The sequence below is a fragment of the Campylobacter showae genome (assembly GCF_900573985.1).
GTDB classification, from domain to species: Bacteria; Campylobacterota; Campylobacteria; order Campylobacterales; family Campylobacteraceae; genus Campylobacter_A; species Campylobacter_A showae_E.
This window is the reverse complement of sequence record NZ_UWOK01000001.1, coordinates 162,319-187,226: the sequence shown is the minus strand read 5'-3', so window position 1 is coordinate 187,226 and position 24,908 is coordinate 162,319. Positions and strand designations below refer to the sequence as shown.

The 24,908-nt window shown below is 46.8% G+C and carries 28 protein-coding genes; 6 read left to right on the top strand and 22 right to left on the bottom strand.

The window, feature by feature from the left end:
- Positions 1–42: 42 nt before the first annotated feature.
- A complete protein-coding gene (gene dapB, locus EE116_RS00980) occupies positions 43–810 on the bottom strand; it encodes a 4-hydroxy-tetrahydrodipicolinate reductase (RefSeq protein ID WP_122872855.1) in 768 nt (255 codons plus the stop codon).
- A gap of 142 nt (positions 811–952) precedes the next feature.
- On the opposite strand from dapB, the gene EE116_RS00975 reads away from it, so the two are divergent.
- Positions 953–3,796, top strand: coding sequence for a M16 family metallopeptidase (locus EE116_RS00975; RefSeq protein ID WP_122872854.1), 2,844 nt, complete (start codon positions 953–955; stop codon positions 3,794–3,796).
- Between the two features lie 173 nt (positions 3,797–3,969).
- Here EE116_RS00975 and EE116_RS00970 read toward each other — a convergent pair whose 3' ends face one another.
- From EE116_RS00970 to mqnP, 21 genes are all read right to left on the bottom strand, one after another.
- Positions 3,970–5,298 carry an ankyrin repeat domain-containing protein gene (locus tag EE116_RS00970; protein ID WP_241091607.1) on the bottom strand — a complete coding sequence of 443 codons (1,329 nt, stop codon included), beginning with the start codon at positions 5,296–5,298 and terminating at the stop codon, positions 3,970–3,972.
- Between the two features lie 217 nt (positions 5,299–5,515).
- Positions 5,516–6,454 carry an NAD(P)/FAD-dependent oxidoreductase gene (locus EE116_RS00965; RefSeq protein WP_122872853.1) on the bottom strand — a complete coding sequence of 313 codons (939 nt, stop codon included), beginning with the start codon at positions 6,452–6,454 and terminating at the stop codon, positions 5,516–5,518.
- An 11-nt stretch (positions 6,455–6,465) separates the two neighbouring features.
- Positions 6,466–6,915: a hypothetical protein gene (locus tag EE116_RS00960; protein ID WP_122872852.1), complete on the bottom strand. Its 450-nt coding sequence runs from the start codon at positions 6,913–6,915 to the stop codon at positions 6,466–6,468.
- Complete coding sequence (gene trxA / locus EE116_RS00955; RefSeq protein ID WP_122872851.1) at positions 6,915–7,229, bottom strand: thioredoxin; 315 nt, start codon at positions 7,227–7,229, stop codon at positions 6,915–6,917. The genes EE116_RS00960 and trxA overlap by 1 nt, the downstream gene beginning before the upstream one ends.
- Before the next feature lie 70 nt (positions 7,230–7,299).
- Complete coding sequence (locus tag EE116_RS00950; RefSeq protein ID WP_122872850.1) at positions 7,300–7,638, bottom strand: YraN family protein; 339 nt, start codon at positions 7,636–7,638, stop codon at positions 7,300–7,302.
- A gap of 3 nt (positions 7,639–7,641) precedes the next feature.
- Complete coding sequence (locus tag EE116_RS00945) at positions 7,642–8,904, bottom strand: homoserine dehydrogenase (RefSeq protein WP_122872849.1); 1,263 nt, start codon at positions 8,902–8,904, stop codon at positions 7,642–7,644.
- Positions 8,901–10,109, bottom strand: a complete 1,209-nt coding sequence (locus EE116_RS00940; RefSeq protein WP_122872848.1) for an LL-diaminopimelate aminotransferase — start codon at positions 10,107–10,109, stop codon at positions 8,901–8,903. Before EE116_RS00940 ends, EE116_RS00945 begins: the two co-directional genes overlap by 4 nt.
- 10 nt (positions 10,110–10,119) lie before the next feature.
- Positions 10,120–10,917 (bottom strand): hypothetical protein, encoded by a 798-nt coding sequence (locus EE116_RS00935; protein ID WP_122872847.1) that lies wholly within the window; start codon positions 10,915–10,917, stop codon positions 10,120–10,122.
- Entirely contained in the window at positions 10,911–11,936 is a 1,026-nt protein-coding gene (locus EE116_RS00930) for a helix-turn-helix domain-containing protein (RefSeq protein WP_122872846.1), read from the bottom strand. Before EE116_RS00930 ends, EE116_RS00935 begins: the two co-directional genes overlap by 7 nt.
- A complete protein-coding gene (gene rlmB, locus EE116_RS00925; RefSeq protein WP_122872845.1) occupies positions 11,929–12,609 on the bottom strand; it encodes a 23S rRNA (guanosine(2251)-2'-O)-methyltransferase RlmB in 681 nt (226 codons plus the stop codon). The genes EE116_RS00930 and rlmB overlap by 8 nt, the downstream gene beginning before the upstream one ends.
- 82 nt (positions 12,610–12,691) lie before the next feature.
- Entirely contained in the window at positions 12,692–13,504 is an 813-nt protein-coding gene (gene rsmI, locus EE116_RS00920; protein WP_122872844.1) for a 16S rRNA (cytidine(1402)-2'-O)-methyltransferase, read from the bottom strand.
- Positions 13,505–13,508: 4 nt separating this feature from the next.
- Complete coding sequence (gene rpmE / locus EE116_RS00915; RefSeq protein ID WP_002947184.1) at positions 13,509–13,709, bottom strand: 50S ribosomal protein L31; 201 nt, start codon at positions 13,707–13,709, stop codon at positions 13,509–13,511.
- 83 nt (positions 13,710–13,792) lie between these two features.
- On the bottom strand, positions 13,793–14,449 hold the full coding sequence (locus EE116_RS00910; protein WP_122872843.1) for a 16S rRNA (uracil(1498)-N(3))-methyltransferase: 657 nt from the start codon (positions 14,447–14,449) through the stop codon (positions 13,793–13,795).
- Positions 14,446–14,859 (bottom strand): hypothetical protein, encoded by a 414-nt coding sequence (locus EE116_RS00905; RefSeq protein ID WP_122872842.1) that lies wholly within the window; start codon positions 14,857–14,859, stop codon positions 14,446–14,448. Before EE116_RS00905 ends, EE116_RS00910 begins: the two co-directional genes overlap by 4 nt.
- A complete protein-coding gene (locus EE116_RS00900; RefSeq protein ID WP_122872841.1) occupies positions 14,856–15,038 on the bottom strand; it encodes a hypothetical protein in 183 nt (60 codons plus the stop codon). The genes EE116_RS00905 and EE116_RS00900 overlap by 4 nt, the downstream gene beginning before the upstream one ends.
- 5 nt (positions 15,039–15,043) lie before the next feature.
- Positions 15,044–15,625, bottom strand: a complete 582-nt coding sequence (locus tag EE116_RS00895; protein ID WP_122872840.1) for a 6-pyruvoyl trahydropterin synthase family protein — start codon at positions 15,623–15,625, stop codon at positions 15,044–15,046.
- A gap of 72 nt (positions 15,626–15,697) precedes the next feature.
- Positions 15,698–16,462 (bottom strand): 7-carboxy-7-deazaguanine synthase QueE, encoded by a 765-nt coding sequence (locus EE116_RS00890; protein WP_122872839.1) that lies wholly within the window; start codon positions 16,460–16,462, stop codon positions 15,698–15,700.
- Positions 16,463–16,677: 215 nt separating this feature from the next.
- The gene (moaA, locus tag EE116_RS00885; protein ID WP_122872838.1) at positions 16,678–17,646 is read right to left on the bottom strand and encodes a GTP 3',8-cyclase MoaA; all 969 of its coding nucleotides are present in this window, start codon (positions 17,644–17,646) and stop codon (positions 16,678–16,680) included.
- A 140-nt stretch (positions 17,647–17,786) separates the two neighbouring features.
- On the bottom strand, positions 17,787–18,299 hold the full coding sequence (locus tag EE116_RS00880) for a DUF6115 domain-containing protein (RefSeq protein WP_122872837.1): 513 nt from the start codon (positions 18,297–18,299) through the stop codon (positions 17,787–17,789).
- Complete coding sequence (locus EE116_RS00875) at positions 18,292–18,810, bottom strand: hypothetical protein (RefSeq protein ID WP_122872836.1); 519 nt, start codon at positions 18,808–18,810, stop codon at positions 18,292–18,294. The genes EE116_RS00880 and EE116_RS00875 overlap by 8 nt, the downstream gene beginning before the upstream one ends.
- On the bottom strand, positions 18,807–19,673 hold the full coding sequence (gene mqnP, locus EE116_RS00870; protein ID WP_122872835.1) for a menaquinone biosynthesis prenyltransferase MqnP: 867 nt from the start codon (positions 19,671–19,673) through the stop codon (positions 18,807–18,809). The genes EE116_RS00875 and mqnP overlap by 4 nt, the downstream gene beginning before the upstream one ends.
- 90 nt (positions 19,674–19,763) lie before the next feature.
- Between mqnP and miaA the strand changes: the two genes are divergently transcribed.
- From miaA to clpX, 5 genes are all read left to right on the top strand, one after another.
- A complete protein-coding gene (miaA, locus tag EE116_RS00865) occupies positions 19,764–20,654 on the top strand; it encodes a tRNA (adenosine(37)-N6)-dimethylallyltransferase MiaA (protein WP_122872834.1) in 891 nt (296 codons plus the stop codon).
- Positions 20,655–21,210: 556 nt separating this feature from the next.
- The gene (locus EE116_RS00860; RefSeq protein ID WP_122872833.1) at positions 21,211–22,287 is read left to right on the top strand and encodes an epoxyqueuosine reductase QueH; all 1,077 of its coding nucleotides are present in this window, start codon (positions 21,211–21,213) and stop codon (positions 22,285–22,287) included.
- Positions 22,288–22,423: 136 nt separating this feature from the next.
- Positions 22,424–22,870 carry a 3-hydroxyacyl-ACP dehydratase FabZ gene (gene fabZ / locus EE116_RS00855; RefSeq protein ID WP_122872832.1) on the top strand — a complete coding sequence of 149 codons (447 nt, stop codon included), beginning with the start codon at positions 22,424–22,426 and terminating at the stop codon, positions 22,868–22,870.
- 10 nt (positions 22,871–22,880) lie between these two features.
- Entirely contained in the window at positions 22,881–23,669 is a 789-nt protein-coding gene (gene lpxA, locus EE116_RS00850; protein WP_122872831.1) for an acyl-ACP--UDP-N-acetylglucosamine O-acyltransferase, read from the top strand.
- Positions 23,669–24,901 (top strand): ATP-dependent Clp protease ATP-binding subunit ClpX, encoded by a 1,233-nt coding sequence (gene clpX, locus EE116_RS00845; protein WP_122872830.1) that lies wholly within the window; start codon positions 23,669–23,671, stop codon positions 24,899–24,901. Before lpxA ends, clpX begins: the two co-directional genes overlap by 1 nt.
- Positions 24,902–24,908 lie beyond the last annotated feature (7 nt).

Sequence of the window (24,908 nt, the reverse complement as noted above, 5' to 3'; positions counted from 1 at the left end):
TCAAGCTCTTTCAAAGGCCGCTCGCGAGATAAGCCGTTATCGTTACAGCCCAAGGCAATCATCTATCCCGTACAACCCGCTTTGCTGTCCTGCAACCCAAATAGCCGCCTTTATAGCACCCTTGGCAAAGGTCGCACGGCTAGTTGCGGTGTGATTTAGCTCGATAAACTCGCCCTCGTTGTAAAATCCGACCGTATGCCTGCCCACGACGTCGCCGCCTCGCGCGGCTAGGATCGCGATCTCGTCCTTGCTGCGAGCTCCGACTAGCCCGTCTCTGCCCGTTACTAAAACGTCTTTTAGATTTAATCCTCTAGCCGCTGCTACGCGTTCACCAAGTGTCAGCGCCGTGCCGCTTGGAGCGTCTTTTTTGTGCCTGTGGTGCTGCTCGACGATCTCGGCGTCAAATTCGCGCAATGCCTTTGACGCAAGCGCTGTCAATCGGTTTAAAACCGCTACGCCAAGGCTCATGTTGGTGGCGTAGAGTATCGGCATCGCCGCGCTTGCGAGCTTGAGCAGGTTCGCGCCGTCCTCGCCAAGACCCGTCGTGCCGATAACTAGCGGTTTTGGGTCGGTGCGGGCGTAGTTTAGCAGGTTTATCGCGCCATCTTTGATCGTAAAGTCGATAACGACGTCACAATTTGCGAAAAGCTCGTCAAATTTATCCGTGAGGATGGCGTCCTGGGGCAGCGCAAAGTCAAGCGGCTCTATCGTATAAGCCGCGCTGAGTTTCGCGTTTGGTTCGTTTTTTAGGCACTCGATGATCATACGTCCCATTTTACCGCTTGCGCCGTGGATTCCTATTTTTACCAAAATTTATCCTTTAAAATTTGGCCTAAATTTAGCATAAATTTTATAAAAAATAAATTTAGCACGGCCGCCGTCTTCGCCGCGTGCGGGCAAAAATATTAAAAATCGCGCTATATAATCGGCTTTTTAAATTTAAAGGACGACGATGAGAAAAATTTTATTTTTATTTCTAGCCGTTTTTGCAGCGAGCGTTTTTGCTAAACAAGCGCCGGTCGGACAGGTGGCTAAAACGCAGCAGGCGGACGCGAATTTGAGCGCGTTAAATTTAACGGCGAAAGATAAAACCGCGCAAAAGCTAAATTTGGCCCAAGATCCCGCTATAGCGAGCGGCGAGCTAGCAAACGGCCTAAAATACTACGTCAAGGAAAACAAGCAGCCCGCAAATTCGGCCTATTTTTATCTAGTCGTAAACATCGGTTCGACCGACGAGCGCGAAAACGAGCTGGGGCTGGCGCACTTTACCGAGCACATGGCCTTTAACGGTAGCCGCGAGTTTAGTAAAAACGAGCTGGTGAAAAAACTAGAGAGCCTTGGAGTGGCCTTTGGCGCGGATCTAAACGCGCAGACTAGCTACGATCAGACGGGCTATCTGCTAGAAATCCACGTAAACGAGCAAAATTTAAAGGACGTTTTCCGCGTTTTTCGCGACTGGATCGACGGCGTGAGCTTTGACGCGGCCGAGCTGGATAAAGAGCGGGGCATCATCGTCGAGGAGGAGCGCGCCAGAAACACGCCCGCGTATAGGTTTTACATCAAAAACCGCGTGCCAGAGCTATATGGCGATAGCATCTACGCCAAAAGGTCGCCCATCGGCGATATGAATATCGTAAAAAACGTCGACGTAGCGACCATAAAGGGCTTTTACGGCAGGACGTACCAGCCTAGATTTATGAAATTTATCGCGGTCGGCGACTTTGATAAAAAGCGCATCGAGGAGATGATAAAGCAAAGCTTTAGCTCGGCTAAAAACACGAACGACTATGCGAGCCCGGGTAAAACTATCCCTATAAAAAGCGGCTTTAGCGTAAACAACTACGACTCCGCCGAGATCGGGCTAAACTCGTTAAATTTGATCTTCACGCAAAAGTACAAATTTGACGGCGAGATCCAAAGGCTCAGGCAAAATTTGCTCGTAAACTACATCTCAGACCTAGTCGCCATGATATACGAGCAGCGAAATTTAGCTCTGCGCGGGCGATTTTACTCGCCGATAATCGAAGACCAAAACGTGCTTTACGCCTTTGAGATAAACGCCGTCGAAGATGATTTTAGCGGCGCGCTTAGCGATCTGGCGGGCGTTTTAAAGGGCGTAGAAAAATTCGGCTTTAGTCGGGCGGACTTTGAAAGCGCAAAAAAAGATTTTATAAACTCGGCTAAAAATGCTTATTTGCAAGCTGGCAACAAGCGCTCAAGCGCGGTCGCGGCAAATATCGAGGAGACGACTAGGATCGGCGGCGTGTTGCTTGGTGAAAAAGACCTGCGCGACGTTACTTTGGCGCTGCTTGATGAGATCAGCCTTGAGGACGTAAACGCTGAATTTAGGCGGATACTGGGCATCGACGCAAAAACTTTAAATGTGATTAGCGCCAAAGGGGCGAAGCTAAGCGAGGCTAAATTTGATCAAATTTGGGCAGAGGCAAAGCCATACGATACGCTGGCCGCAAAGCAGGCAAAGAGCGAGCTTTTCGACTATGGCGCGCTAAAACCTAAAAATTTCATCTCCAAAAAACATAACGAGAAGCTTGATTTTTACCTTTATGAGCTGCCAAACGGCGCGCGCATCGCATTTAAGGAGATAAAAACTAAAAAAGACGTCGTCTGGCTAAGCGCTGTTAGTCGCGGCGGCATGTCAAATTTGGCCAAGCCAAAGCAGGGCGCGCTAGCCGTAGAGGTCTCAAACGAGAGTGGGGCAGGGGAGTTTAGCAACTACGACCTGGCTAAAATCCTAAGCGGCAAGCAGCTAAGCTATAGCAAATTTATCGATCAGCTTTCGCAAGGATATAGCGCAAGCTCGGCGAGCGCGGACTTTGAGTGGCTTTTGCGTGCGCTGTTTTTGGAGTTTAGCGAGCCTAGATTTGACGAAAACGCGCTAAAAAAGACAAAAATCAACGAACTTGAAAAGCTGGAAAAAACCAAAAATCTGCCCGAGCGCAAATTTAGCGACGAGTTTGCGAGATTTTTCTACGAAAACAACCCGCGAACGAACCCGCTCGAGGCTGCGGATATAAACGAGCTGCAGATGAACGACGTAAAAAAGATAGTGAAGGATAAATTTACCAACGCGGCTTCGTATGATTTTATCGTAGTCGGCGATATAAATTTGACCGCCGCCGAGCCGCTCTTGCAAAAATATCTGGCAAATTTGCCGGCGCGCGCAGGACGCGAAAATTTCGTAGATGACGGCGTAAGATCGATCGCGGGCGAGCGGGAGTTTAAGCGTAATTACCAAACCACGCAGCGAAGCGACGCCGCGATGATAATGAAAAACGAAAACATCAAATACTCGCGCCCGGAGCTACTGCGCGTAAACGCCCTATCTGCGGTGCTTTCGATGATGCTGCGCGAGGACGTGCGCGAGGACCGCGGGCAGGTTTACGGCCTGGGCGTGCATATGAATCTCGCAAAATACCCGTACGAAAGCTTCGCCGCGCATTTTGGCTTTACGGCTGCGCCTGATAACGTAAACGCCGTGCTAGGCGAGATAAAATCAAACATCGCCGAGCTAAAAGGCGGCGCGGACATCCAGCGCTATCTGCAAAATTTCAAAAAATCAGCGCTCGTAAAAATGCGCCAATCCTACGTTCAGGGCGAGTTTTGGACGCGCGCGGTCATGCGCGAGCTGGTTTTTGGCGATGAGGTTTTGAGCCTGGACGAGTACGAAAAGGCGGTAAATGCGCTCACCGAGCAGGACGTAAAAGACGCGGCGAAGCTCTATCTAAACGAGAAAAACGTCGTGATAAGCGTAAATAATCCCGCCTCGGCGAAGTAAAATTTAAGCCCTGGCGGTAAATTTGATTTGCTGCCCGGGCGACGAGTAAAATTTGGCTTTAGTTGGCTGAGGGCTGTTAAATTTGAAGCTAAATTTACCTCTCGCCAAACGAAATTTGAGTTAAATCATCTCAAATTTAACTCAAATTCCCCTGACATTTTATCTCCTTTTATCTATTTGTTTTGTAAATTTGAGTTTGAGTCTGATTTACTTCGGTTGCTATCTACGTAAATCACCTGGGCCATACCGCTTTCGGCTCTACCTATAGCGCTATTTATCCCGTCTCGTTTTTCCATTTCATTTGCCCATTTGATGAAAGTTCTAATGTCTTTAAACGTAGCATTTTGATCAGGGCAATGCGGATTATAGAAATTTATTTCTTTGTCAAATTCTTCTATCTTTTTCGGGTCTATCGGCTTTGGTTTGTATTGTAAAAGGCCGTCTTGATATATGTGCCAGTAAGGAGCATGTTTGTATTTATTATTGGTCCTTTGTATCTTTTCTTCGGCCTCTTCGTCTCTACCTTGATTCATTTTATAGATATAGTTTTCTTTATAATCAATCCATCCCTTGCGCTTTTTATAGCACTCCTCATACGCCTTCTTTAGTTCCTCTTTCGTAGGTTGCCCTACGACGTCGTATTTTAAAAGAAGCTTTAGCATAGGTTCGTAGTTTGGGATGGTATCTAGCAAGATATATAAAGATCGCATAAAATTAGAATCGTCTCTTAGCCCGTGAAAAAACGTATTGTGATGATCGTCTAGTTTTGGTCTATATCCGCTAGCAAGGGCAAGCTCGGTCATCTCTACGTAGTTATGGGTTACTATATATCCTATCGGATCGTTTACGTCTTTGGATTCTTTATTGACTTGGTAATTATCTCGAAATACTATCTCTACGTCGTCTCCGTCTATGATAAGTTTTTCGATATTGTAGTAAAAAGGAGTTTTTCTATACCACTGCACCGCCTTTACTTCATCAAATTTAACCCCGCTATCAAGCAAGAGCTTAGCGGTCTTTGTAGAGTTGTTTTCTATGGCGTAGGCCAGGGGCGAGAGTTTGTAATTATCTTTCGCATGAGCGTTTGCGCCCATATCTATAAGTCTTTTTGCCGTGACTTCGTCGTCGTAAAAGCTAGCGTACATCAAAGGAGTAACGCCGTCTATGACGGGGGAGTCTATGCTAATGTTATTATCTTGCATAAATTTTAAAATTTGATCCGTTTGCTTTGATTTTAAAAGCTTGCGGAAATTTTCAGCAAATGCGTCGTCTTTTATCTGCTTATCTATATCCCAGTATCTAAAAGCAAAATCGTCTATCTCCTCTTGCGTTACGTATTTGCTTAGCTCCGAACCCGGGATTATTTTAGTATCGGCGGTAACGACGAAGCGGGTAGGCGAGCTAAATTTAGAAAACAGTCCGTACTTATCCGCCAAAAGATAAAGTCCTAAAAACAGTGCGGCGTATAAAATAGTTTTAAATATTTTTAGCAAGTCATGCAAATTCGATCCTTTTGCTTTTCTTAAATTTGCGAAATCTTAGCCAAATGGCGGTTAAATTTGAGTGAAATTTGGATGAGAAATTTGAAAAAGCGGGGAAATTTAAATAAAGGCAAATTTGACTAAATTTGAAAGGATAAGGCAAAACTCGGTAAATTTGAGTAAATTTGAAATATAAAGAGAAAATTTAGCCGAAAAACTCGGCTAAATTTGATAGATCTTAGTGAAGGTTCTCGATGTAGCTAAGTGCGCTAAGGGCCGCTACTGCGCCGTCTCCTGCGGCTACGATGACTTGCTTTGGCGCGTCTTTTCTGATGTCGCCCGCGGCAAATAGTCCCGGCACGCTAGTTTGCATCTTTAGATCGACGCTCACTTGGCCGCCGTCCTCGGTCTGGCATACGAATTCGCCGTTTTCTTGACGGAGAACGCCGTTGTTTACGTTAAGCCCGACAAATACAAAAACGCCCGGCACTTTTAGATCGCGCTCGCCATCTTTCGTGTTTATGATTAGACCTGCGAGGCCTGCTTTGTCGCCGTAAGCTTGCTTGATCGTGGCGCTTGTGATGAACTCGATTTTGGCGTTAGCGCGAGCCTTTTCTAGCGTTACTGGAGCGGCGCGAAACTCGTCTCTGCGGTGGATGATGTAGACGCGCGAGCAGATGTTGGCTAGATATAGGGCCTCCTCGATCGCCGTGTCGCCGCCGCCTAGAACCGCGACCTCTTTGTTTTTATAGAAAAATCCGTCGCAAGTCGCGCAAGTGCTCACGCCTCTGCCGAAAAACTCGTCCTCGCCCGCAAAGCCCGCGCGGCGCGGAGTGGAGCCTGTGGCTACTATGACTGCTTTGGCGTGCTCTTCTTTACCGCCTTCAAGCTTGACCGTAAAGCTGCCGTCGGCGTTTTTTACCACGCGCTCGACGCCCGCCATCTCATGCTTTAACCCAAAATGAGTACACTGCGCGACCCACGTGCTCATGAAGTCGATACCGCTCTCGCCGGGCGCTTTTTGGCCCGGATAGTTTTCTATCTCGGAGCTGCTCGTAATCTGGCCGCCGGGCATTCCTTTTTCAAACATTACGACGTTTTTTAATCCGCCTCTAGTGGCGTAAAGTCCCGCGCTAAGTCCGGCAGGACCGCCTCCGATGATCGCTAAATCTAACATATTTTTTCCTTTTAAATTTTATTTATTTTTGAATCTTGTTTATAAGCGCCGCCCTTTTGTGCCTTTAGCTCCACGCTTGCGGGCAAAGCCGTGATATTTAGGACGTGCATCAGCTTTAAAATCGTATTTATATCCGAAGCGACGAAATTTATATTTTCCTCGCTTGGCGCGCGTTTTTGGAGCAAGTCCACGGCGACGATTTTTAAATCCTTAGTCGAAGTTTTTAAAATTTCCTTCCAATCTGATTGGTTGGAGCTAAAAACCACGAGTAAAAATTTATCGTCTTTGGGTGCAAAAATTTGAGCCTGCTCGTAAAAAACCAGCTCGTTAAAATTTACGAATTTATACCGCGAAAATCTGTAATTATTGTAAGCAAATACGCCTGCTACCAGCGCTGCACCGATAAACGAAGCGAAAACGTACGTTAGGGGAAGCAAGCTTCCCCGATTTTTTAGCGCCATTAAAGCAGCGAATTTAGCTTATCGGATAGGACTTGCTTGGATTGCGCGCCTACTAGCTGATCGACTAGCTCTCCGTTTTTGAAAAACAAAATCGTAGGGATCGAGCGGATGCCGAATTCTACGGCTAGGTCTTGCACCTCGTCGGTATTTACTTTGCAAATTTTAGCTTTGCCCTCAAACTCCTCGGCTAGCTCGTCGATGACCGGAGCAAGCATACGGCAAGGTCCGCACCAAGGCGCCCAAAAATCTACTAGCGCAACGCCCTCTTTGACGACGTCGAAATTCGCAGTCGTTAGTTCTATGTATTTTCCCATTTTATTCTCCTTTTTAAAGATAGTCGTAATTATACACGAAAGTATTTAAATTTTAGCTAAATAAGAATTTTTACAAACTAATATTTTCTATCCACTTTATCTCGCTCTTTTTTATCGCGATCAAATCGACCTGAAAATCGGCGTTAGCGCCGTTTTGTAGCAGATAAAAGTCGATAGTTTTTAAAATTTTATTAAATTTAGCGGGCGTGAGGCGGTACTCTGCCTCGTAGTCGGCCTGCGTAGCTTTGATTTCAACGAAGCGCAAAACGCCGTCTTTTTTGGCGATGACATCGATCTCGCCGAATTTGGAGCTAAAATTTCTAGCCAGTATCTCGCAGCCGTTTTTTAGCAAAAACTCGCAAGCCAGATCCTCCGAACTCTTGCCGAAAAGATACGCTATAAGGCCCAAATTTTACTCTTCTATCCTCATCATAAAAGGCTTTTCTTTTACGAACTCTTGCTCTTGCAAAATTTCCATAGTGCGCCTTACGTCTTTTTCTACGCTCGTGTGAGTCGTGAAAAATAGCGTCGCATACGGACTTTCGTCCTTTGGCTTTTGCAGCAAGCTATCGATAGAGAGGTTGTTTTCGCTCATTAAATTCGTGATTTTAGCCAGCACGCCGACCTTGTCCTCGACTCTAAGCCTAAAATAATATTTCGTGCGAATTTCGCTCGGATCTAAAAGCTCGAGCGCATTTAGCTCAAACGGCGCCTTGTAGCCTAGCATCGGGGATTTGCCGTCTCTAGCGATGTCGATAAGATCGCTGATGACCGAGCTTGCCGTCGCCGGACCGCCCGCGCCCGGACCGTAGAACATCGTCTCGCCGACTGCATCACCCACTACGCTTACTGCATTTGTCACGCCGTCTGTTTTGGCTATCATTTTGTCTTTTGGTACGAGTGCGGGATGTACGCGTAGCTCGACTTTGTCGCCCGTTTTTTTGGCGATGGCGAGTAGTTTGATGACGTACTCGAAATCGTTAGCAAAAAAGATATCCTCGGGCGTGATGCCTTCGATGCCTTCTATCAGGATGTCTTCGGGGTTGCCGTGCACGCCGTATGCGATGCTAGCTAGGATCAGTAGCTTGTGCGCCGCGTCAAAGCCGCCTACGTCAAAGGTCGGATCGGCCTCGGCGTAGCCTAGCTCCTGGGCTTTTTTTAGAGCGTCCGCGAAATTTGAACCCTTGCTCATCATTGAGGTTAGGATATAGTTGCTAGTACCGTTTAAAATCCCGTTGATGCTTAGGATGTGATTGGCACTAAGGCCTTCGCGAAGGGCTCTGATGATAGGTATGCCGCCCGCGACGCTAGCCTCGAAACCAAACGGCGTGTTTTGCGCCAAATTTTGCAAGGCGTAGCGGTGATAGGCTAGTAGCGCCTTGTTTGCCGTTACGACGGCCTTTTTACGCTCTAAAATTTGGCTGACGACCCTAAACGGCTCCTCTACGCCGCCCATAAGCTCGACGAAAACGTCGATATCGTCGCGTTTTATGACGCCATCGATATCGTTCGTGAGTGGGATCTCGACGTCTCTTTTTTTGCTTAAATTTCTAACGACGCCGATAAGGGGAACTATCTCTTCGCCGCATCTTGCTGTGATCAGTTTTTTGTTTTGGAGTAAAATTTTAGCTACGGCTTCTCCGACCGTGCCGACGCCTAAAATGGCTATATTCATGCAAATTCTTTCAAGTATTTTTTGATATTTCGCGCTGCTTGGCGGATGCGGTTTTCGTTCTCGATGAGAGCAAGGCGCACGTAGTCGTTGCCGCCTTCGCCAAAGCCGATACCCGGGCTCACCGCGACGCTAGCTTTAGTTAAAAGTTGCTTTGAAAACTCGAGACTACCGATGTTTCCGACTTGCGGCGGGATTTTCGCCCAGATAAACATACTCGAGCTTGGCTTATGCATCTCCCAGCCCGCACTATCAAAGGCTTCTAACATCACGTCGCGGCGTTTTTCGTAAATTTGACGAATCTCCTCGACACAGCTTTGATCGCCGTCTAGCGCGACGGTTGCTGAGACTTGGATCGGAGTAAACATACCGTAGTCTACCCATGATTTTATCTTTTTAAGAGCTGCGCAAAGGCGCTTGTTTCCGCATAAAAATCCTACGCGCCAGCCCGCCATATTGTAGCTTTTTGATAGCGTATAGCACTCTACGGCGACGTCTTTTGCGCCCTCAACCTCGAAGATGCTCGGCGTCTTGTATCCGTCAAACGTGAGGTCGGCGTAGGCGATGTCGGAGATTACGTAAAAGCGCTCTTGTTTACTCATCGCCACTAGCTGCTCGTAGAAGCTCTTTTGTACGGTTACGGTAGTTGGATTGTGCGGGAAATTTACGACGACGTATTTAGGTTTTGGTGAGCTTGAGCGGATAGTGTGAAGCAGGTCTTCGAAAAACTTATTTTCGTCAAGCTCAAATTTGTCGTTGTATTTTAGCGGCATTTTCGCCACACTACCGCCGGCAAATAAAAACGCCTGTGTGTGAATCGGATATGCAGGATCTGGCACCACGGCGACGTCTCCCGGGTTTATCACGGCCTGGGCTAGGTGGACGAAACCCTCTTTGCTACCCATAACCGCGACGGCTTCGGTGTCGGGGTCTAAATTTACGCCGTATTTACGCTTGTACCAGTTGCAGATGGCTAGGCGCAGTTTGTAGATACCGGCGCTCGCCGAGTAGCCGTGAGTTTTGTCTTTTTGCGCGCTTTCGCAGAGTTTATCGACTATGTGCTGAGGCGTACGGCCTTCCGGGTTTCCCATCGAAAAGTCGATGATATCTTCGCCCGCTCGGCGTGCCGCCATTTTTATCGCGTTCACCTCGGCAAATACGTAGTTTGGAAGTCGTTCTATGGTATTAAATCTAATCTCGTCAAACATGAATTTCTCCTTACTCTAGGTAGATTTTGAGTCCCCGTTTGATATTTTCTAGGCTGACCGCATCGTCGATCATTATGTATTTTGTATTTTGAGGGAGCGAGACTTTTAGGCTATTTACGGCCTTGTTGCTTTGCTTTTCGTCGATCAAATTTAGATTTTTATCCAAAATTCTCACGACGGCGGACCAGCGATCCTCTGCGCTAGCGCTTATCGTCGCGCTCTTTGCGCCGCTAACGTCGACGAGATAGGGTTCGAGTGGCTTTGAGAGCTGAACTTCTTGCGAAAACTGCACCGGAGTTTGGTTTATAGATGAATTTGACGCGTCGATGACGTACTCGTAGGATAGCTCGCCGGGTCTATTTATGTCCGTTATCTCGGTGCCGCTTTCTTTAAGCGCGGCGTAGAGCGAGCCGGGATCTGGGATAAATTTGGTGTCGATCGTTACGCCCCAAAGAGCGCCGCCGGCGTTAGAAAATTCGCTCGTTAGGATGTTGTTGTAGCCAAGGCCGTTGAGAGCGTCTTTTGCGATTTTCATGATTAGTAGCGGGTTATTTTGGCGCGAGATAAATTTGATATTTACCTTGACATTTTGCTTGTAGGATAGGCGTAGGAGCGAATTTGACTTTAAAACGTTTGAAATTTTAGCGATGTCGGGCTTGCCGTTTGCGTTTAGATATGCCGAGCCATCGCCAAAGAGCTGAGTCGCTTTTGCACTATTTTGACCTAGCAGTCCGCCTGCTATATCCACCACGCTAGCCGCAAAGCAAAAAGCCGCACTAGCAGTCAAAAGTAAAAGCTTTTTTACCACGATTTACCCTTATTTAGAGCTACGAATTCGTCGTATGTGAGCGGCGTAACTTTATCTTTTTCTACCAAAAAGCGCTTTGGATTATCGCCGCTAAATTTGATATTTTGATCGCCGATTTCTAAATTTATCTCTCCGTGTCCGGTGACGATGAGTTGTTTTTTGCCTATTTCGATAGACACGGCATTTGAGGCATTTTGAGATTTCTTTTTGTTGTCGTCCAAATTTATCACGCCGAGCCAAACTTTTCTGCGCGGAACGACTTTTATCTCGCTTAGTCCGTTTAGTTGGTATACATCGCCGCTTTTAGGCGTTACTTGGACTGCGGTGGATGCATTTTCGTCGGTCAAATTTGAAACTTGCTCGCTTTGCAAATTTTGACTTACGTTTTGCTCTGCGGGTTTTGATTGCGTGCTTGTAGAAACCGTCACGTTAAACTCTGGCAGGGGTTGCTCTACTTGGGTAACGGCAAAATTTGAAGCGTTCTCTTCGATTTTATTTATCTCGTCTTCTTGCTTAGGGGCAGAGGAGACACTTATCGTGATATTTGCGTCTTTGATAGAGTCTAAATTTTTAGTCGCCTGTTGCACTACGTTTGTATCGGAGTAAGTCACGCTTTTGTTTTTGTCCTCAAAGAAACTCGAGAGGTCGCCGATGTATTTTTGAGGCTCGAAAAAGTAAATTAAAGCGCCGATCGCGCAAATAGCGATGATGCCGCCCAGCATACCGCCGTAAGACGATTTATCGTTTGCGGTATAGGCCGGAATTTTAGGCGATATGGTTATGGTTTTGTGCTTTAACTCGCTCTCGTGCTCGGCCATGAACGTCTCGTATTCTCGCATCCACGACGAAAAGTCGATATCAAGCTCGCGCTCCAGAATTTTAACAAAACCCTTGACGTTAAAACGTGCCAACTTTTCAAAATTTTTATCGGCGATATAGCCCAGATATTCTGCCTCGATGTGCGTTCTTCTGGCGACCTCGCTAAGCCCTAATTCTTTTAGCAAACTTATGTCATTCATTTATAATCCTATCGCAAAGTATGGCAAACGCAGCCGAGACGTTTAGGCTGTCCCAGTCGTTTTTCATTTTTATTCCTACTATTTCGTCGCTTTTGGCGAGGACTTTTTTGTGTAAGCCTTCGCCCTCGCTACCCATCACGAGCGCGACTTTTTGGTTAAATTTGACCTCATGAGCGTTTTTGCCGCCGCTTGCCGTGGCGTAAATTTTAAAACCGACCTGTTTTAATTCGTTCAGCAAGCTAAGACCGTCTTCAACAAGAGCGATATTTGCCTCGTAGGCCGCTCCACTACTAGCTCGCAGTACGCCTTCCATCGCCAAATTTTTAGCGACGACTACGATACCCCTGCAGCCCAGCGCATGCGCCGTTCGGACTATGGCACCGATGTTTCCGACATCATTAAGTCCGTATAAAATAGCTATAAAATTTTGTTTTTTTATCTCGTCGATACTTTTAAACTCAAACTCTTCGACTTCGGCTAAAAAGCCTTGGTGATTGCCGCCGCGCGCAAGAGCTTGGGCTTTTTGATTATCCACGCGCTTTATCGATGCGCCGACGCCTACGATCTGTGAAAATAGCGCCTTGTCGCACTCTTTGGCGAGATAGACTGTTTTGACGCTTTTTTTGTAGTTTTTTATGATGTGCAAAAATAGCTGTTTTCCGTATATTATCATCGCCTGATAATAGCTAAAAATCGGTAAAATTTAGCTAAATTTTTGGATAAATTCGCTGTTTGTTTGAGTCTACGAGTAAGTTTTAGCGCGTGAGCTCGGAGTAAATTTCTTTGACATTTCGGCCCGTGATTTTGGCTAGCAGTTTAGACTTGGCTTTGGGCGAAATTTCAAGTTCCAAAATATCGTTTTGAGTGATTTTCTCAAAGGTAAAATTTGGATTTTTCTGCACAACGACGCACCACTCGCCGCTTAAATTTGCCTCTTGTAGCTTTTGCGCGAGTTCGTTTGCCGTGGCTCTAAATTTGGTTTCAAATTTTTTTGTCGCTTCTTTTATGGCAAAAACTTCTCTATCCGGCTCAAGTTTAGCAAAGTCTAAAATGAGCGAAAGTATACGTTTTGGGCTTTCGTAGATGACTGCGGGAAACGGCGAATTTAGCGCATTTTGTACCGCTGCGGCTCGCTCTTTGCCATTGTTTGGCAAAAATCCTAGAAAGCAAAATTCTTTCTCGCAAAGACCGCTTGCGACGACGGCTAAGAGTGCAGCGTTTGATCCGCTTAGCACTTCGTATGTGATGTTGTTTTTTATCGCGAAATTTACGAGCGCAGCTCCAGGGTCGCTGATGCCCGGCATGCCCGCATCGCTTAAAAACGCGACGTTTTTATCAAAAATTTCAAGCTCGATTTTGGATAAAATTTCATCTTCGTTGTGCGTGTGTAGCGGGATAAATTTTTGGATATTTATATTTGCATCAAAACGCGTATTTAGCAGGTTTGTGAGGGATTTTGCGACTCTGGTATCTTCGCAAAAGAGTACCTCGCATTCGCGCAAAACGCTCAAAGCGCGAAGCGAGATATCGCTTAAATTTCCTATCGGCGTAGGAACGAAATATAGCAAAGGATTATTTTAAGTTATATTTTTTCTTAAATTTATCGACGCGGCCCGCGCTATCTACGATCTTTTCGCTGCCCGTGAAAAACGGATGGCACTCTGAGCAGATATCCACTCTGATCTCGTTTTTGTTTGACTTCGTAGTGAAGGTGTTGCCGCAAGCGCAAGTTACTTTGCACTCAACAAATTCCGGATGAATTTCTTTTTTCATTTTTTGTCCTTTTATCGTCTGATTTTTTAATTTTCATTTAAAGTAAGGCGAGATTATACAAAAAACTTCGTAAAAAATCAAATTTAAATTAAAATTTTAGCCGCTATGCCTAAAATCGCCGTTTGCGAGCGCAAAATATTTTTTGCTCTCAGCCCGTATTTTTTCGCGACTGCTTCTCGCTCGCTTCCGCTAAATCCACCCTCGGGTCCGATTGCTAAAATTTCCTTGCCCGCGTAACCGTCCAAATTTCCACCGTCAAAGTCGATGAGAGCGACGTTTGGATAAAATTTGACTAGCTCGTCCAGGCTTTTGTAAATTTCAAATTTCATCAAGTCGTTTCGCCCGCACTGCTCGCACGAGCTTATCAAAATACGCTCTAGGCGCGAAAAATCGAGCTTAAAGTTTTTTTGCGAAAACTCGCCGAAAAAAAAGATGATCTTCCCAACGCCCATTTCGTTTAGGCTTGGCAAGGTTTTTTCGATCGTTTTTGGATCGACGACGGCCCAGGCTAGCGTTAGATTGCTATTTCGCGCCTCAACATCGTGCGAAAATATCAAATTTAGCTCCGCGCCCCTTTTGTCCAAATTTACGATTTCATAGATGTGGTTTTGTCCGTCGGTCAAATTTCGCACGTCGATGCGCTCGCCAAGTTTTGCGCGCCGCGCCTTCAGGTGTAAAAACGCCTCGCCATCAAGCCTAATTTGCTCGTTTTTGGCCTCTTTTGAATATAAAAATTTCATCTCACCCCGCTTGCAATGAGTATCAAAACAAAATCAGCCGCGATTTTTAGGCGCATTTTGGCTCTAAAGGCGGCGAAATTTTTAGTTTTTATCGCCTTTTTTAGCTGCTTAAACTCCGTCGCCCCAAGCCCGATAAGCAGCGCCCAAACAGCGATCATAACGAGAGCTTTGAAGCTCGGATAAAAGTAAAAAACGCTCATCAAAAGCAGCCCCGCAAGCATCATTGCGGCCAAAAATGCGTAGTAGGTAGGCAAAAATAGCCTGATGCGTTTAGCGTAGGCTGGCGAATTTATACCGAAATTTATCAGGCAAAAGTTCGCCGCAACTAACGCTAAAAGCGTAAAGGCAAGCCCGATGTGGATGGAGCGCGCTAGCTCGTAGAGCTCCGAGAGATGCTCGTTAAATTTCATTTTTCAGGCACCGGCTCTGGCGGCATATTTTCGTCGATACTTACGTTTGCGTCGCTTTGCGCGATGGGTACGTCGCTAGGCACGGTGCCTCCAAGATCCAGTGATGCGGGCTCCTTTTTCTCCTCGCAGCCGCTAAAAAACAGCGCCGCCAGCGTCAAAATCGCAAAAATTTTCCTCATTTGCGCTAGACCTCCTTTGGATTTACTATTTTTTTGCCTAGCTTGATTTTCTCAAACAGCTCCGCGTCCTCCCACTCGGCTCTCACTCCCTCGGAAAAGACGATCTCGTTCAAATTTACCTCGCCCATTTTGGCGTTATACGCATCCTCTCTAAAGCACTGCGCATAGCCAGTGTCTGTCTCGTGGACGATGACGCTGTGAAGCTTCACTTCGCGCTCGCCGTTTTGCATCTGCGTGGTTTTTAAAAGCCTATCGATCATCACGAAAAATATCCTGCAAAACTGCTCTGCGGAGGGATTTAGCGGGATCTCGATCCAGCGCGCAGAGTGCTTTTTGAGATCGTTTTTATACTCGGCACCATCTCCGCTAAATATCGTCGTGCAGTGATCAAAGCTATCGATAATGCAGCCGATGTCGCGCTTCATCAGACCAAAATCATACACCATCCCTGCGTTATCGAGAAAATTTGACTCGAGTAAAATTTCAGCCCTGTAAGAGTGCCCGTGGATGCTCGTTTTGCAGCGTTTCGAGCTACAAAATCTAACGATGTGAGCGTTTTCAAATTTAAACATTTTTCTTATTATCATCTTAGCTCCGTTTATTAAATTTTTACAGTTTCGCGCCGTAAAGATGCGGGTGATGCCGCCTAAATTTACGCTTTAAACCCCTTCTTTTGCGCCCCAAAGCCTGATATGCAGGCGATCGGAGTAGCTAAAACCGTGCTTGATCGCAAACTGCGCGACGGATAGGGCGTTTTGCTCAAGGCTTATTTTATCATAACCTTGCGGCATACAAAAGACTTCCGCGTTGCAAAGCTCTAAAATACGCGAAATTTGCGCTATTGCCGAGCCGTTTTCTACGCTTTTTTTATCCAGGACGAATTTATAAAAACTACCTGTGGAGTTTTGTTTTATGGCTTTTAGTGCGGCCTGATTTATGCGCCTAGCCTCGCTCTCGCCGCTGTTTTCGAGCTTGACGCTGACGGCAAAGCGGCACTTTTTATAAATTTCAAATTTGGCGAAATCTACCTCGATCGTGCCGTTCGTCTCAAAATGCGGCTCGTAGCCCTCACTGATCGCAAAATTTAAAAAATCTAGCAAAATTTGGTTTTTGTGATGTAGTAGCGGTTCGCCGCCGGTGATGACGACGATAGGTTTGCGGCGTAAATTTGCGCTCAAATTTTGAGTGATTTTTATAAGTTCGTCGGCGCGGGTGATTTTTTGATACGAAAAATGTCCCGTAAAAACCGCGCGTATCGTGTCGCAGCCAGTTAGCGTTTCGCCGGTTTTGGGCGAGACGGTTCGCACTCCAAAGCCCGCGCAGTTTAGATTGCAGCCCGCAAATCGCAGGAAAATCGCCAAACGGCCGCTACTTGCGCCTTCGCCTTGGATGCTTAAAAAACTCTCGACTAGGTTTAAACTCAAATTTCGCCTTTTAAATTTTGGTCGATTATAGCAAAATTTGAAGGGTAGTTTTACGGAGTTAAGCGGATTTTACGTCAAATTTGAGCGGGTTTTGCTAAAAAACGACGGTAAATTTATGGGTAAAAATATAAAATTTGAACTTAGTTAAATTTGATTCAAATTTAATAAAAGCAGGCTAAATTTACGTCAAATCTAGCGTAAATTTAGCCCTAATTTCAGCCGCCTGTTTGGTAAAAGGCGCGGCTTGAGGTCTCATTTTGAGCGCCGATCGCCCATTTGTTTTCTTTGGGCTTATTTTGCAACACTTGACGCAATATCTCGCTAGCGCCCGCGATATCGCCTTTTCTAACGGCATCTTTTATGCTCATCGCATCCTCGAAATATAGGCACGGGATGAGATGCCCCTCGGCCGTGAGGCGGATGCGGTTACAGCTCTCGCAAAAATCGTGTTTATGCGGGTCGATGACGCCAAATGTATAGCCGTCCTCTAATCGGTAGATGCTGGCTGGGCCGGTCGGGATTTTTTCGGCCGCTTCAAAGCGATATTTTTGCGCGATGACATCCAAAATTTCAGCCGATTTCATGCCTTTTAGCTCGTCATTTGCGTGGACGTTTTCCATATATTCGATATAGCGAATTTGACAGCCCATAGAGCGTGCAAACTCTAGTAAAGATACAATCTCGTCGTCGTTTACGCCTCTTAGCGCGACGGTGTTTAGCTTGACTTTTAGTCCTGCCTCGAGCGCTGCGTCAAGGCCCGCTAAAACCTCGTGCAAAACGCTTTTTTGCGCGAGAAATTTGGCTTTTTCTGTTTTTAAGCTATCAAGCGACATGTTTATGCGCTTTAAACCCGCGTTTTTTAGGGCTTTTGCGTAGTGTTTTAGCATAAAGCCGTTTGTTGTGATGGCTAGATCGACGTCTGGGCTGTGCTCGTTTATCATCGCGATAAATTTGTCCAAGTCCTTGCGCAGTAGCGGTTCGCCGCCGGTTATGCGGATCTTTTTTACGCCTTCGTCTAGGCAGACTTTGACAAATAAAAACAGCTCCTCAAAGCTTAGTAAATTTTCTCTCGGTTCCCAGCTAAACGGAGTTTTAGGCATGCAGTATTTGCATCTAAAGTTGCATCTTTGCGTGACCGAAATACGCAGATAATCAACCGTCCGTCCGTGCCCGTCTATTAACATTTTTCGCCCCTAAAATTTATCAAAACCATTTAATTTTGATTTGGTTAAAAGGCATTATAGGAATTTAAGCTTTAAATTTTTTTAAAATTCGCGTATGAAAATAATGTTATTTTTTTATATTTCGCGCCTTGGTTTTAACACTAGATCAGCTCTCTCAGTTTTAGCGTCAGCTCGACCTTACCGACGCCCACGCACAGCTCTTTTGCGATGCTTTCGACGCTTTTGCCTTCGCTATACATCTGCACGATGCGCTTTTCGTCGTCCTCGCCGTTTGGAGCGGAGATCTTGCTAATGCTTTTGGTGCGCTCTTCAAGCGTAAATAGCCTATCTTGCTGCTGGCTTTGGAAGTTATCTATCGAGCTTTCGATGCCTTGGAGGGTGTTTATTATCGGGGTTATTTTTTGATTGATTTTTTCGTTTAGGCGCTGTTCGAGGTTGCTTTCTAGCTGCACTACGTCAAATTCGGCCGGCTCGCTTTGGCTAAAATTTGCAACCTGTTTTTTTACCGCGTGAAGCTCTTGTATCAGGCTTTCGATCGCTTTTTCGTATCTTGAAAATTTCCTTGAGGCCTCTAGATCTTTTATAAAAACCAGCACGAAAAGCACCGTCAAGATCAGCCCAAAAATAACAAATATTATCAAATCGTTACTCATCGTTCATCTCCTTTAGTTCTCTTATCATAGCGCGCTCTCTAGCCGTCACGTAGCCGTTGTAGTCGCTCTCGTCGCTCTCGTTTATGCGCGTGATTTTGGCGGTTCTTTCATCTAGCGCTTCAAAAAATATCGCCACATCTCGCTTTGGAAAAATAGGCATAAAAATGCGTCCATAGTAGCCGACGCCTTCTTTAAATTTAGCCTCTTTTATCCTAAAATTTTCAAAATTTATCCCGTCTAGCGCGCTAGAATATGCAAGCTCGAGCTTTATAAATTTTTCATTTTTTATATAGGCGTTTAGTTCGTCAAATTTGCGATGAAGCTCGACAAGTAGCGTTAGTATCACCTGATCGCTTTCCTTTGTGTCGCCCTTTGCTTTGGCGCGCTTCATCCATGCTCCCAGCGGATCGTCCTCGTTGCCGCTTAGTTTGTCGAATTCGCGCAAAAACTCGCTCTCTCGCTCGCCGATTTCCTCAAAAACTATGTCTAAATTTGCCGGAACCAGTCTCATAAGCTAGCCCAGACGAAAACGAAAAAAAGTATGCCAAGATAGCCGTTTAGTGTGAAAAACGCGCGGTCGATCTTGCTAAAATCCCGCCCAACGATGCGGTGCTCGGCTACTAGGATGCCACCGCAGAGCAAAATGCCCGCAAAGGCCGCCGTGCCAAGCCATCCCGCCCACGCAAAAAGCAACCAAAAGATCACGGCCGTGGCGTGAAAGATCGCCGAGATAAACATCGTAGCCTTTTCGCCGTAAACGCTAGGGATGCTAAAAAGCCCGTGCTCGCGGTCAAATTCGATATCCTGAAGCGAATAAAGCAGGTCAAATCCCGCCACCCAAAACATCACGCCAAGGCAGAGCAGCACGCTAAAAAGCGGTATCTCGCCGGTGACTGCTACGGCTCCGGCTATCGGCGCAAGCCCTAGCGAGAGACCGAGGACTAAATGCGCTAGCTCACTAAAACGCTTAAAAAGCGAATATCCGCCAAGTACGGCTAGGATCGGAAAGCTCAGCCAAAAGGCAAGCTCGTTTACTAGATAGGCGACGAGCACGAAAATGACGGCGTTTGCCGCGATAAAAATTTGCAGATTCGTCCTGCCGATACGTCCGTCCACGCTTGGGCGACTTGCCGTGCGCGGGTTTAGTTTGTCGATGTCCTCGTCCTTGTAGCGGTTAAACGCCATCGCAAAATTTCGCGCCGAAACCGCACAAAGAATGCCTAAAACAAGCAACTTCCAGCCAAACCAAGCCGTGCCGTTTACCTGCGCGCTCGCCGTTATCATCGCAGTAAATATAAAAGGTAGCGCGAAAATAGAGTGCTTAAAGACGATCAGTTCGTTAATATCTTTTAAAATATTTATAAATTTTTGCATAATCTTCCTGAAATTTTTGCTTTATTTTATCTTATAAAAGCGTAAATTGTGATAAAATTTGAGCAGATTCATGAATTTTAAGGTATTTTTATGAAAGAACTCGCCATCATCGGCACCACAGCTAGCGGTAAAACGGCGCTCGCGCTAAAGCTTGCTAGCAAATTTAACGGAGTGATTCTGAGTCTTGATTCGCTTTGCGTTTATAAATTTATCGATATCGCTAGCGCTAAGCCGAGTGCGGACGAGCTAGCCTCAGTGCCGCATTTTGGGGTAAATTTGCTGATGCCTGACGAGCATTTTGACGTCGGGATGTTTTTTGATGTTTATAAAACGGCTCGCGAATTTGCGCAAAAAAACGGTAAAAATTTATTTATAACCGGCGGCAGCGGATTTTATCTAAAGGCGCTTCTATCGGGACTCACGCCTAAATTTGAGCGCGTAGAGAGTGGCCTAAGCAACGCTCAAATTTACGAGCTAGTTTTAAGCCTAGATCCAGAGTTTGCCGCCAAATTTAGCGCAAACGACACCTACCGCTTGCAAAAGTGGTTTGATATCCACTCCTTTTTGCGCTCTAACGGGCATGGCGAGACTCCAAGCGCGTATCTACGCGAAAATACCCTAGCCCCCGTCGCGTCAAATTTGGCGATTTTCGAGCTTAGCTGGGATAGGGGCGAACTAAGAAGACGCATCAAAGAGCGCACTAGGGCGATGTTTGAGCAGGGTTTGTTGGACGAGGCGCGCGAGCTGTTTGTATGGTATCCTCAGCGACCAAAGCCGCTAAACTCGGTCGGTCTAAAAGAGTGCGGCGAGTTTTTGCGAGGCGAGATCAAAACCCAGACCGAGCTGGAGGAGCTCATCTGCACGCATACGGCGCAGCTGGCTAAGCGTCAGCGGACGTTTAATAGATCGCAGTTTGAGAGTAAATTTAGCGGCAGCGTCGGGGAGTGTGAAGAGAAAATAATAGAATTTTTGAGTTATTGATTCTGATTTGCGGCTTGTCTTTTGAGCGTCTTTGAATGAGCTAGAAATTTTCTCCCTCGATGAACCATATGTTCTATCTTCGGTCGAAAATTTCTTCGCAACATTCAAATCCATCTCAAAATACTTCGCCTGCGGCTCGCAACTGCAAGCAGGACTACTTACGAAGCGTCGCCCCTTCCTCCCCCAAGCCCTCTCTAGCCCCACTGTACGTTCTTTGTAAAGGCGACTTGTCGCCGTCTCGTAACGAGCGAAGCGAAGTTAAACAGGCGCGAATGCGCTAGCGCGCCGCATGTTTTTAAATTTAAGCCCCTAGCTTTAATAAAATTTGCAGTTAAATTTAGTAAAATCGGCAAAAATTATTCAAGACAAAATAGGCGTATTTTAATTAAGAGTGAGACACGCGACCGTCATGAATTTAAACGAAAAAGGCGAAGTATCGCACGGCTAGACTAGGCGGCTGAAAATTTTGCGACGGGAGTTACCGTGTGGGTAATGACCGAGCGAAATTTTAAGACAACGACGTATAGCGCCGCGAGACAAGCCGTAGAAAGGTAAAATGTTAGTTCACATCTGCTGCTCGGTTGACAGCCACTATTTTTTGCAAAGATTACGCACCGACCATCCGCACGAGCGTCTCATCGGCTATTTTTACGACCCCAACATCCACCCGTACAGCGAGTTTTTGATGAGGTTTCGCGACGTAAAAAGAAGCTGCGAAAAGCTAGGCGTCGAGCTCATCTGCGGCGAATACGAATACGAGGCGTGGCTAGGGGGCGCAAAGGGGCTTGAAAACGAGCCTGAAAAGGGCAAGCGCTGTGCGTATTGCTTTGATTTTCGCGTGGGAAATTCGGCCCAAAAAGCGCGCGAACTAGGCGAAAAATCGATCACTACGACGCTGCTGATGAGTCCGAAAAAGGACTTCTCGCAGCTAAAAAGCGCGCTGGATAAAGCAGCCGGCGAATACGGCCTCGAAACATTTGCCGTGGACTACCGCGCGGGCGGCGGCACGAACGCGCAGTTTGAGCTCGCTAAAAAAGATAAACTCTATCATCAAAACTACTGCGGCTGTATTTTCGGGCTTAGCAAGCAGCGCGAGGCTCAAAAACTGCCGCTTAGCGAGCTTATGAGTGAGATTAGCGGGCGCGTGATGCCAGGCGGCATCGAGGAGCGTCTGGAGCTCTACGAAAAGGTGCGCGAGTGCGAGGAAAATGGCGCGGCGTTTCATCTATCGCGTAAGTACTTCCTAAACTACCGCCTGCTGCGCGCCTACGTCAAATTTGGCGGTGCCGCCCTGCCGTCGTATTTTTTGCTTTATTCGCATTTTAAGCGCGAAAACGTCAAATTTAGCGTGAGCGAGGCGGCTCAAATTTGCGACGAGTTGCGAGACGGCGTGACGCTATTAAATTTAGCTAAATTTAACGAGCTCTCGGGTGAAAAATTCGCTAGCGTAAACGAGCTTTGCCGCGCTCCTATCGCCGTATCTCGCGAGCTGGAAATCCGCCGCGAGCTGTGCGGAGAATTTAGCCAAAATCCCATAATCGTGCTGGACGAAATTCGCGCGGGCAGATACGAGATCTACGCTAAAGACGAGCTTTATAGCGATAGTCGCGAGGTTTTGGTAACGCAAATTTGAGCTAAATTTAGCGCGCTCGAGATAAAAAGCGGGCGCGAAAATTTGGCGGCTAAATTTTGTCCCGGCCAAATCAATAATCTTTTTCTTAGCAAAATTTAGCTAAAATCGGCTTTAAATTTTACTCACAAGGTTTAAAGTGATCGACATCGTTGAAATCCAAAAAATACTCCCGCACAGATATCCATTTCTGCTAATCGACCGAGTTACCGAGCTCGAGCCAGCCAAACACATCGTCGCGTATAAAAACGTAACGATCGGCGAGCCCGTATTTCAGGGGCACTTCCCGGGTCACCCGATATATCCGGGCGTGATGATCATCGAGGGTATGGCGCAAGCAGGTGGCGTACTCGCGTTTAAGAGCATGAGCGACGAGCATCAAGCAAACATCGAAAATAAAGTCGTTTATTTTATGAGCATCGACGGAGCGAAATTTCGCCATCCTATACGCCCCGGCGACAGGCTCGAATACCGCCTCGAGGTGCTAAAACACAAAGGCAACATCTGGGTACTAAAAGGCGAAGCCTACGTGGATGGTACGCTATCGTGCGAAGCCGAGCTAAAAGCTATGATCGTAGATAAATAAGCGAGCTAAAATGAGAAATATCCATCCGCAAGCCGTCGTCGAGGACGGCGCCAAGATCGGCGAGGACGTAACGATCGAGGCCTATGCCTACGTCAGTAAAGACGCGGTGCTAGGCGACGGCGTACTCGTAAAACAGGGCGCTAGGATCGTGGGCGACACGCATATCGGCGAGGGCGGTAAAATTTACAGCTACGCTATCGTGGGCGACATCCCGCAGGACGTGAGCTACCGCGCCGAGGAAAACACGGGCGTTCGTATCGGCAAAAACGCGACGATCCGCGAGTTTTGCACGATAAACTCGGGCACGCACAAAGGCGACGGGATCACGCGTATCGGCGATAACGCATTTATCATGGCCTACTGCCACGTCGCGCACGACTGTGTCGTAGGAAACAGCGTCATCCTAGCAAACAACGCGACTCTAGCCGGTCACGTGGAGCTAGGCGACTACAGCGTCGTGGGCGGTATGACACCGATACATCAGTTCGTGAGAGTCGGCGAGAGCTGTATGATCGCGGGTGCTAGCGCGCTATCTCAGGACGTCGTGCCGTTTTGCCTGGCTGAAGGCAACCGAGCCTATATCAGAAGCTTAAATTTGGTCGGTATCAGGCGCAGGTTCGATAAAGACACGGTCGAAGAGATAAACAAGGCGTATAAATTTTTATTTAGAAAAAGTGGGGATCTAAAAGCTGCTGCTAGCGAGCTTTTAGCGGGCGCAGCGAACGAACAGGTGCGAAAAATGTGCGAATTTATCCTAAGCACTAAGCGCGGTATCCCATTAGCAAAAGGAAGAGAATAATGGCGAGAAAATGTAATTTTTGCGGCGAGGTAGAGTCTGCCGAGAGGAGACTGCTAGCCGATATAGACGGGACTGCGTTTATATGTGAGCACTGCATCACTGCCGCTTACAAGGTGCTTTACGGCGAAGAGAACCGCGAGCAGGAAAAAGAAGAACGAACTAGAGACTATCAAAATTTGACGCCAAAAGAGCTAAAGGCGGTGCTTGATAACTACGTAATCGGTCAAGATAAAGCCAAAAAGGTATTTAGCGTCGGCGTTTATAACCACTACAAAAGAATTTTTAGAAAAGGCGAGATCGAGGATGATACGGAGATCTCAAAATCAAATATCTTGCTTGTGGGGCCTACCGGTAGCGGTAAAACGCTGATGGCGCAGACGCTGGCTAAATTTCTAGACGTGCCTATCGCTATCTGCGACGCGACGAGCCTAACGGAGGCCGGCTACGTCGGCGAAGACGTGGAAAATATCCTAACTCGCCTTTTACAGGCCGCGGACGGCGACGTAAAGCGCGCCGAGCAGGGCATAGTTTTCGTCGACGAGATCGATAAGATCGCTAGGATGAGCGAAAACCGCTCGATCACGCGCGACGTTAGCGGCGAGGGCGTGCAGCAGGCGCTTTTAAAAATCATCGAGGGTAGCCTCGTAAATATCCCTCCAAAAGGCGGCAGAAAGCATCCTAATCAGGAATTTATCCAGATAGACACCTCAAATATCCTATTTGTTTGCGGCGGCGCGTTTGACGGACTGGCCGACATCATCGAGCGCAGGATCGGTAAAAACGTGCTGGGATTTGGTCAAGATAAACGCTCTAAAGACGATAGGGAAAATTTGCTAGACGCGCTTGAGAGCGATGATTTGGTGCATTTTGGACTAATCCCGGAGCTAATCGGCAGGCTTCACGTGGTCGCTACGCTAAATAAAATCACGCAGGACGATATGGTGCGAATTTTAACCGAGCCTAAAAACGCGATACTAAAGCAGTACCAAAAGCTTTTCGCGATAGATAGGGCAAATTTAAAATTTGACGACGAGGCACTAAAAGAGATCGCAAGGCTAGCCATCGAGCGAAAAACGGGAGCTAGGGGGCTGCGAAGTATAATGGAAGAGGTGATGACCGATATAATGTACGAACTGCCGGAGCTTGCCGGCTACGACGTAGTGATCACCAAAGAGGTCGTAAACGGTAAAGAAAAGCCGATTTTCGTAAAAAACAATAAAATAAGTGCATAAGGATACA

Bases quoted from the DNA above. Each gene is read 5' to 3' on its own strand.
- EE116_RS00975 (WP_122872854.1), top strand. From the start codon at position 953: ATGAGAAAAATTTTATTTTTATTTCTAGCCGTTTTTGCAGCGAGCGTT.
- EE116_RS00965 (WP_122872853.1), bottom strand. From the start codon at position 6,454: ATGTTAGATTTAGCGATCATCGGAGGCGGTCCTGCCGGACTTAGCGCG.
- EE116_RS00960 (WP_122872852.1), bottom strand. From the start codon at position 6,915: ATGGCGCTAAAAAATCGGGGAAGCTTGCTTCCCCTAACGTACGTTTTC.
- trxA (WP_122872851.1), bottom strand. From the start codon at position 7,229: ATGGGAAAATACATAGAACTAACGACTGCGAATTTCGACGTCGTCAAA.
- EE116_RS00945 (WP_122872849.1), bottom strand. From the start codon at position 8,904: ATGAATATAGCCATTTTAGGCGTCGGCACGGTCGGAGAAGCCGTAGCT.
- EE116_RS00940 (WP_122872848.1), bottom strand. From the start codon at position 10,109: ATGTTTGACGAGATTAGATTTAATACCATAGAACGACTTCCAAACTAC.
- EE116_RS00930 (WP_122872846.1), bottom strand. From the start codon at position 11,936: ATGAATGACATAAGTTTGCTAAAAGAATTAGGGCTTAGCGAGGTCGCC.
- rlmB (WP_122872845.1), bottom strand. From the start codon at position 12,609: ATGATAATATACGGAAAACAGCTATTTTTGCACATCATAAAAAACTAC.
- rpmE (WP_002947184.1), bottom strand. From the start codon at position 13,709: ATGAAAAAAGAAATTCATCCGGAATTTGTTGAGTGCAAAGTAACTTGC.
- EE116_RS00910 (WP_122872843.1), bottom strand. From the start codon at position 14,449: ATGAAATTTTTATATTCAAAAGAGGCCAAAAACGAGCAAATTAGGCTT.
- EE116_RS00905 (WP_122872842.1), bottom strand. From the start codon at position 14,859: ATGAAATTTAACGAGCATCTCTCGGAGCTCTACGAGCTAGCGCGCTCC.
- EE116_RS00900 (WP_122872841.1), bottom strand. From the start codon at position 15,038: ATGAGGAAAATTTTTGCGATTTTGACGCTGGCGGCGCTGTTTTTTAGC.
- EE116_RS00895 (WP_122872840.1), bottom strand. From the start codon at position 15,625: ATGATAATAAGAAAAATGTTTAAATTTGAAAACGCTCACATCGTTAGA.
- moaA (WP_122872838.1), bottom strand. From the start codon at position 17,646: ATGTTAATAGACGGGCACGGACGGACGGTTGATTATCTGCGTATTTCG.
- EE116_RS00880 (WP_122872837.1), bottom strand. From the start codon at position 18,299: ATGAGTAACGATTTGATAATATTTGTTATTTTTGGGCTGATCTTGACG.
- EE116_RS00875 (WP_122872836.1), bottom strand. From the start codon at position 18,810: ATGAGACTGGTTCCGGCAAATTTAGACATAGTTTTTGAGGAAATCGGC.
- mqnP (WP_122872835.1), bottom strand. From the start codon at position 19,673: ATGCAAAAATTTATAAATATTTTAAAAGATATTAACGAACTGATCGTC.
- miaA (WP_122872834.1), top strand. From the start codon at position 19,764: ATGAAAGAACTCGCCATCATCGGCACCACAGCTAGCGGTAAAACGGCG.
- EE116_RS00860 (WP_122872833.1), top strand. From the start codon at position 21,211: ATGTTAGTTCACATCTGCTGCTCGGTTGACAGCCACTATTTTTTGCAA.
- lpxA (WP_122872831.1), top strand. From the start codon at position 22,881: ATGAGAAATATCCATCCGCAAGCCGTCGTCGAGGACGGCGCCAAGATC.
- clpX (WP_122872830.1), top strand. From the start codon at position 23,669: ATGGCGAGAAAATGTAATTTTTGCGGCGAGGTAGAGTCTGCCGAGAGG.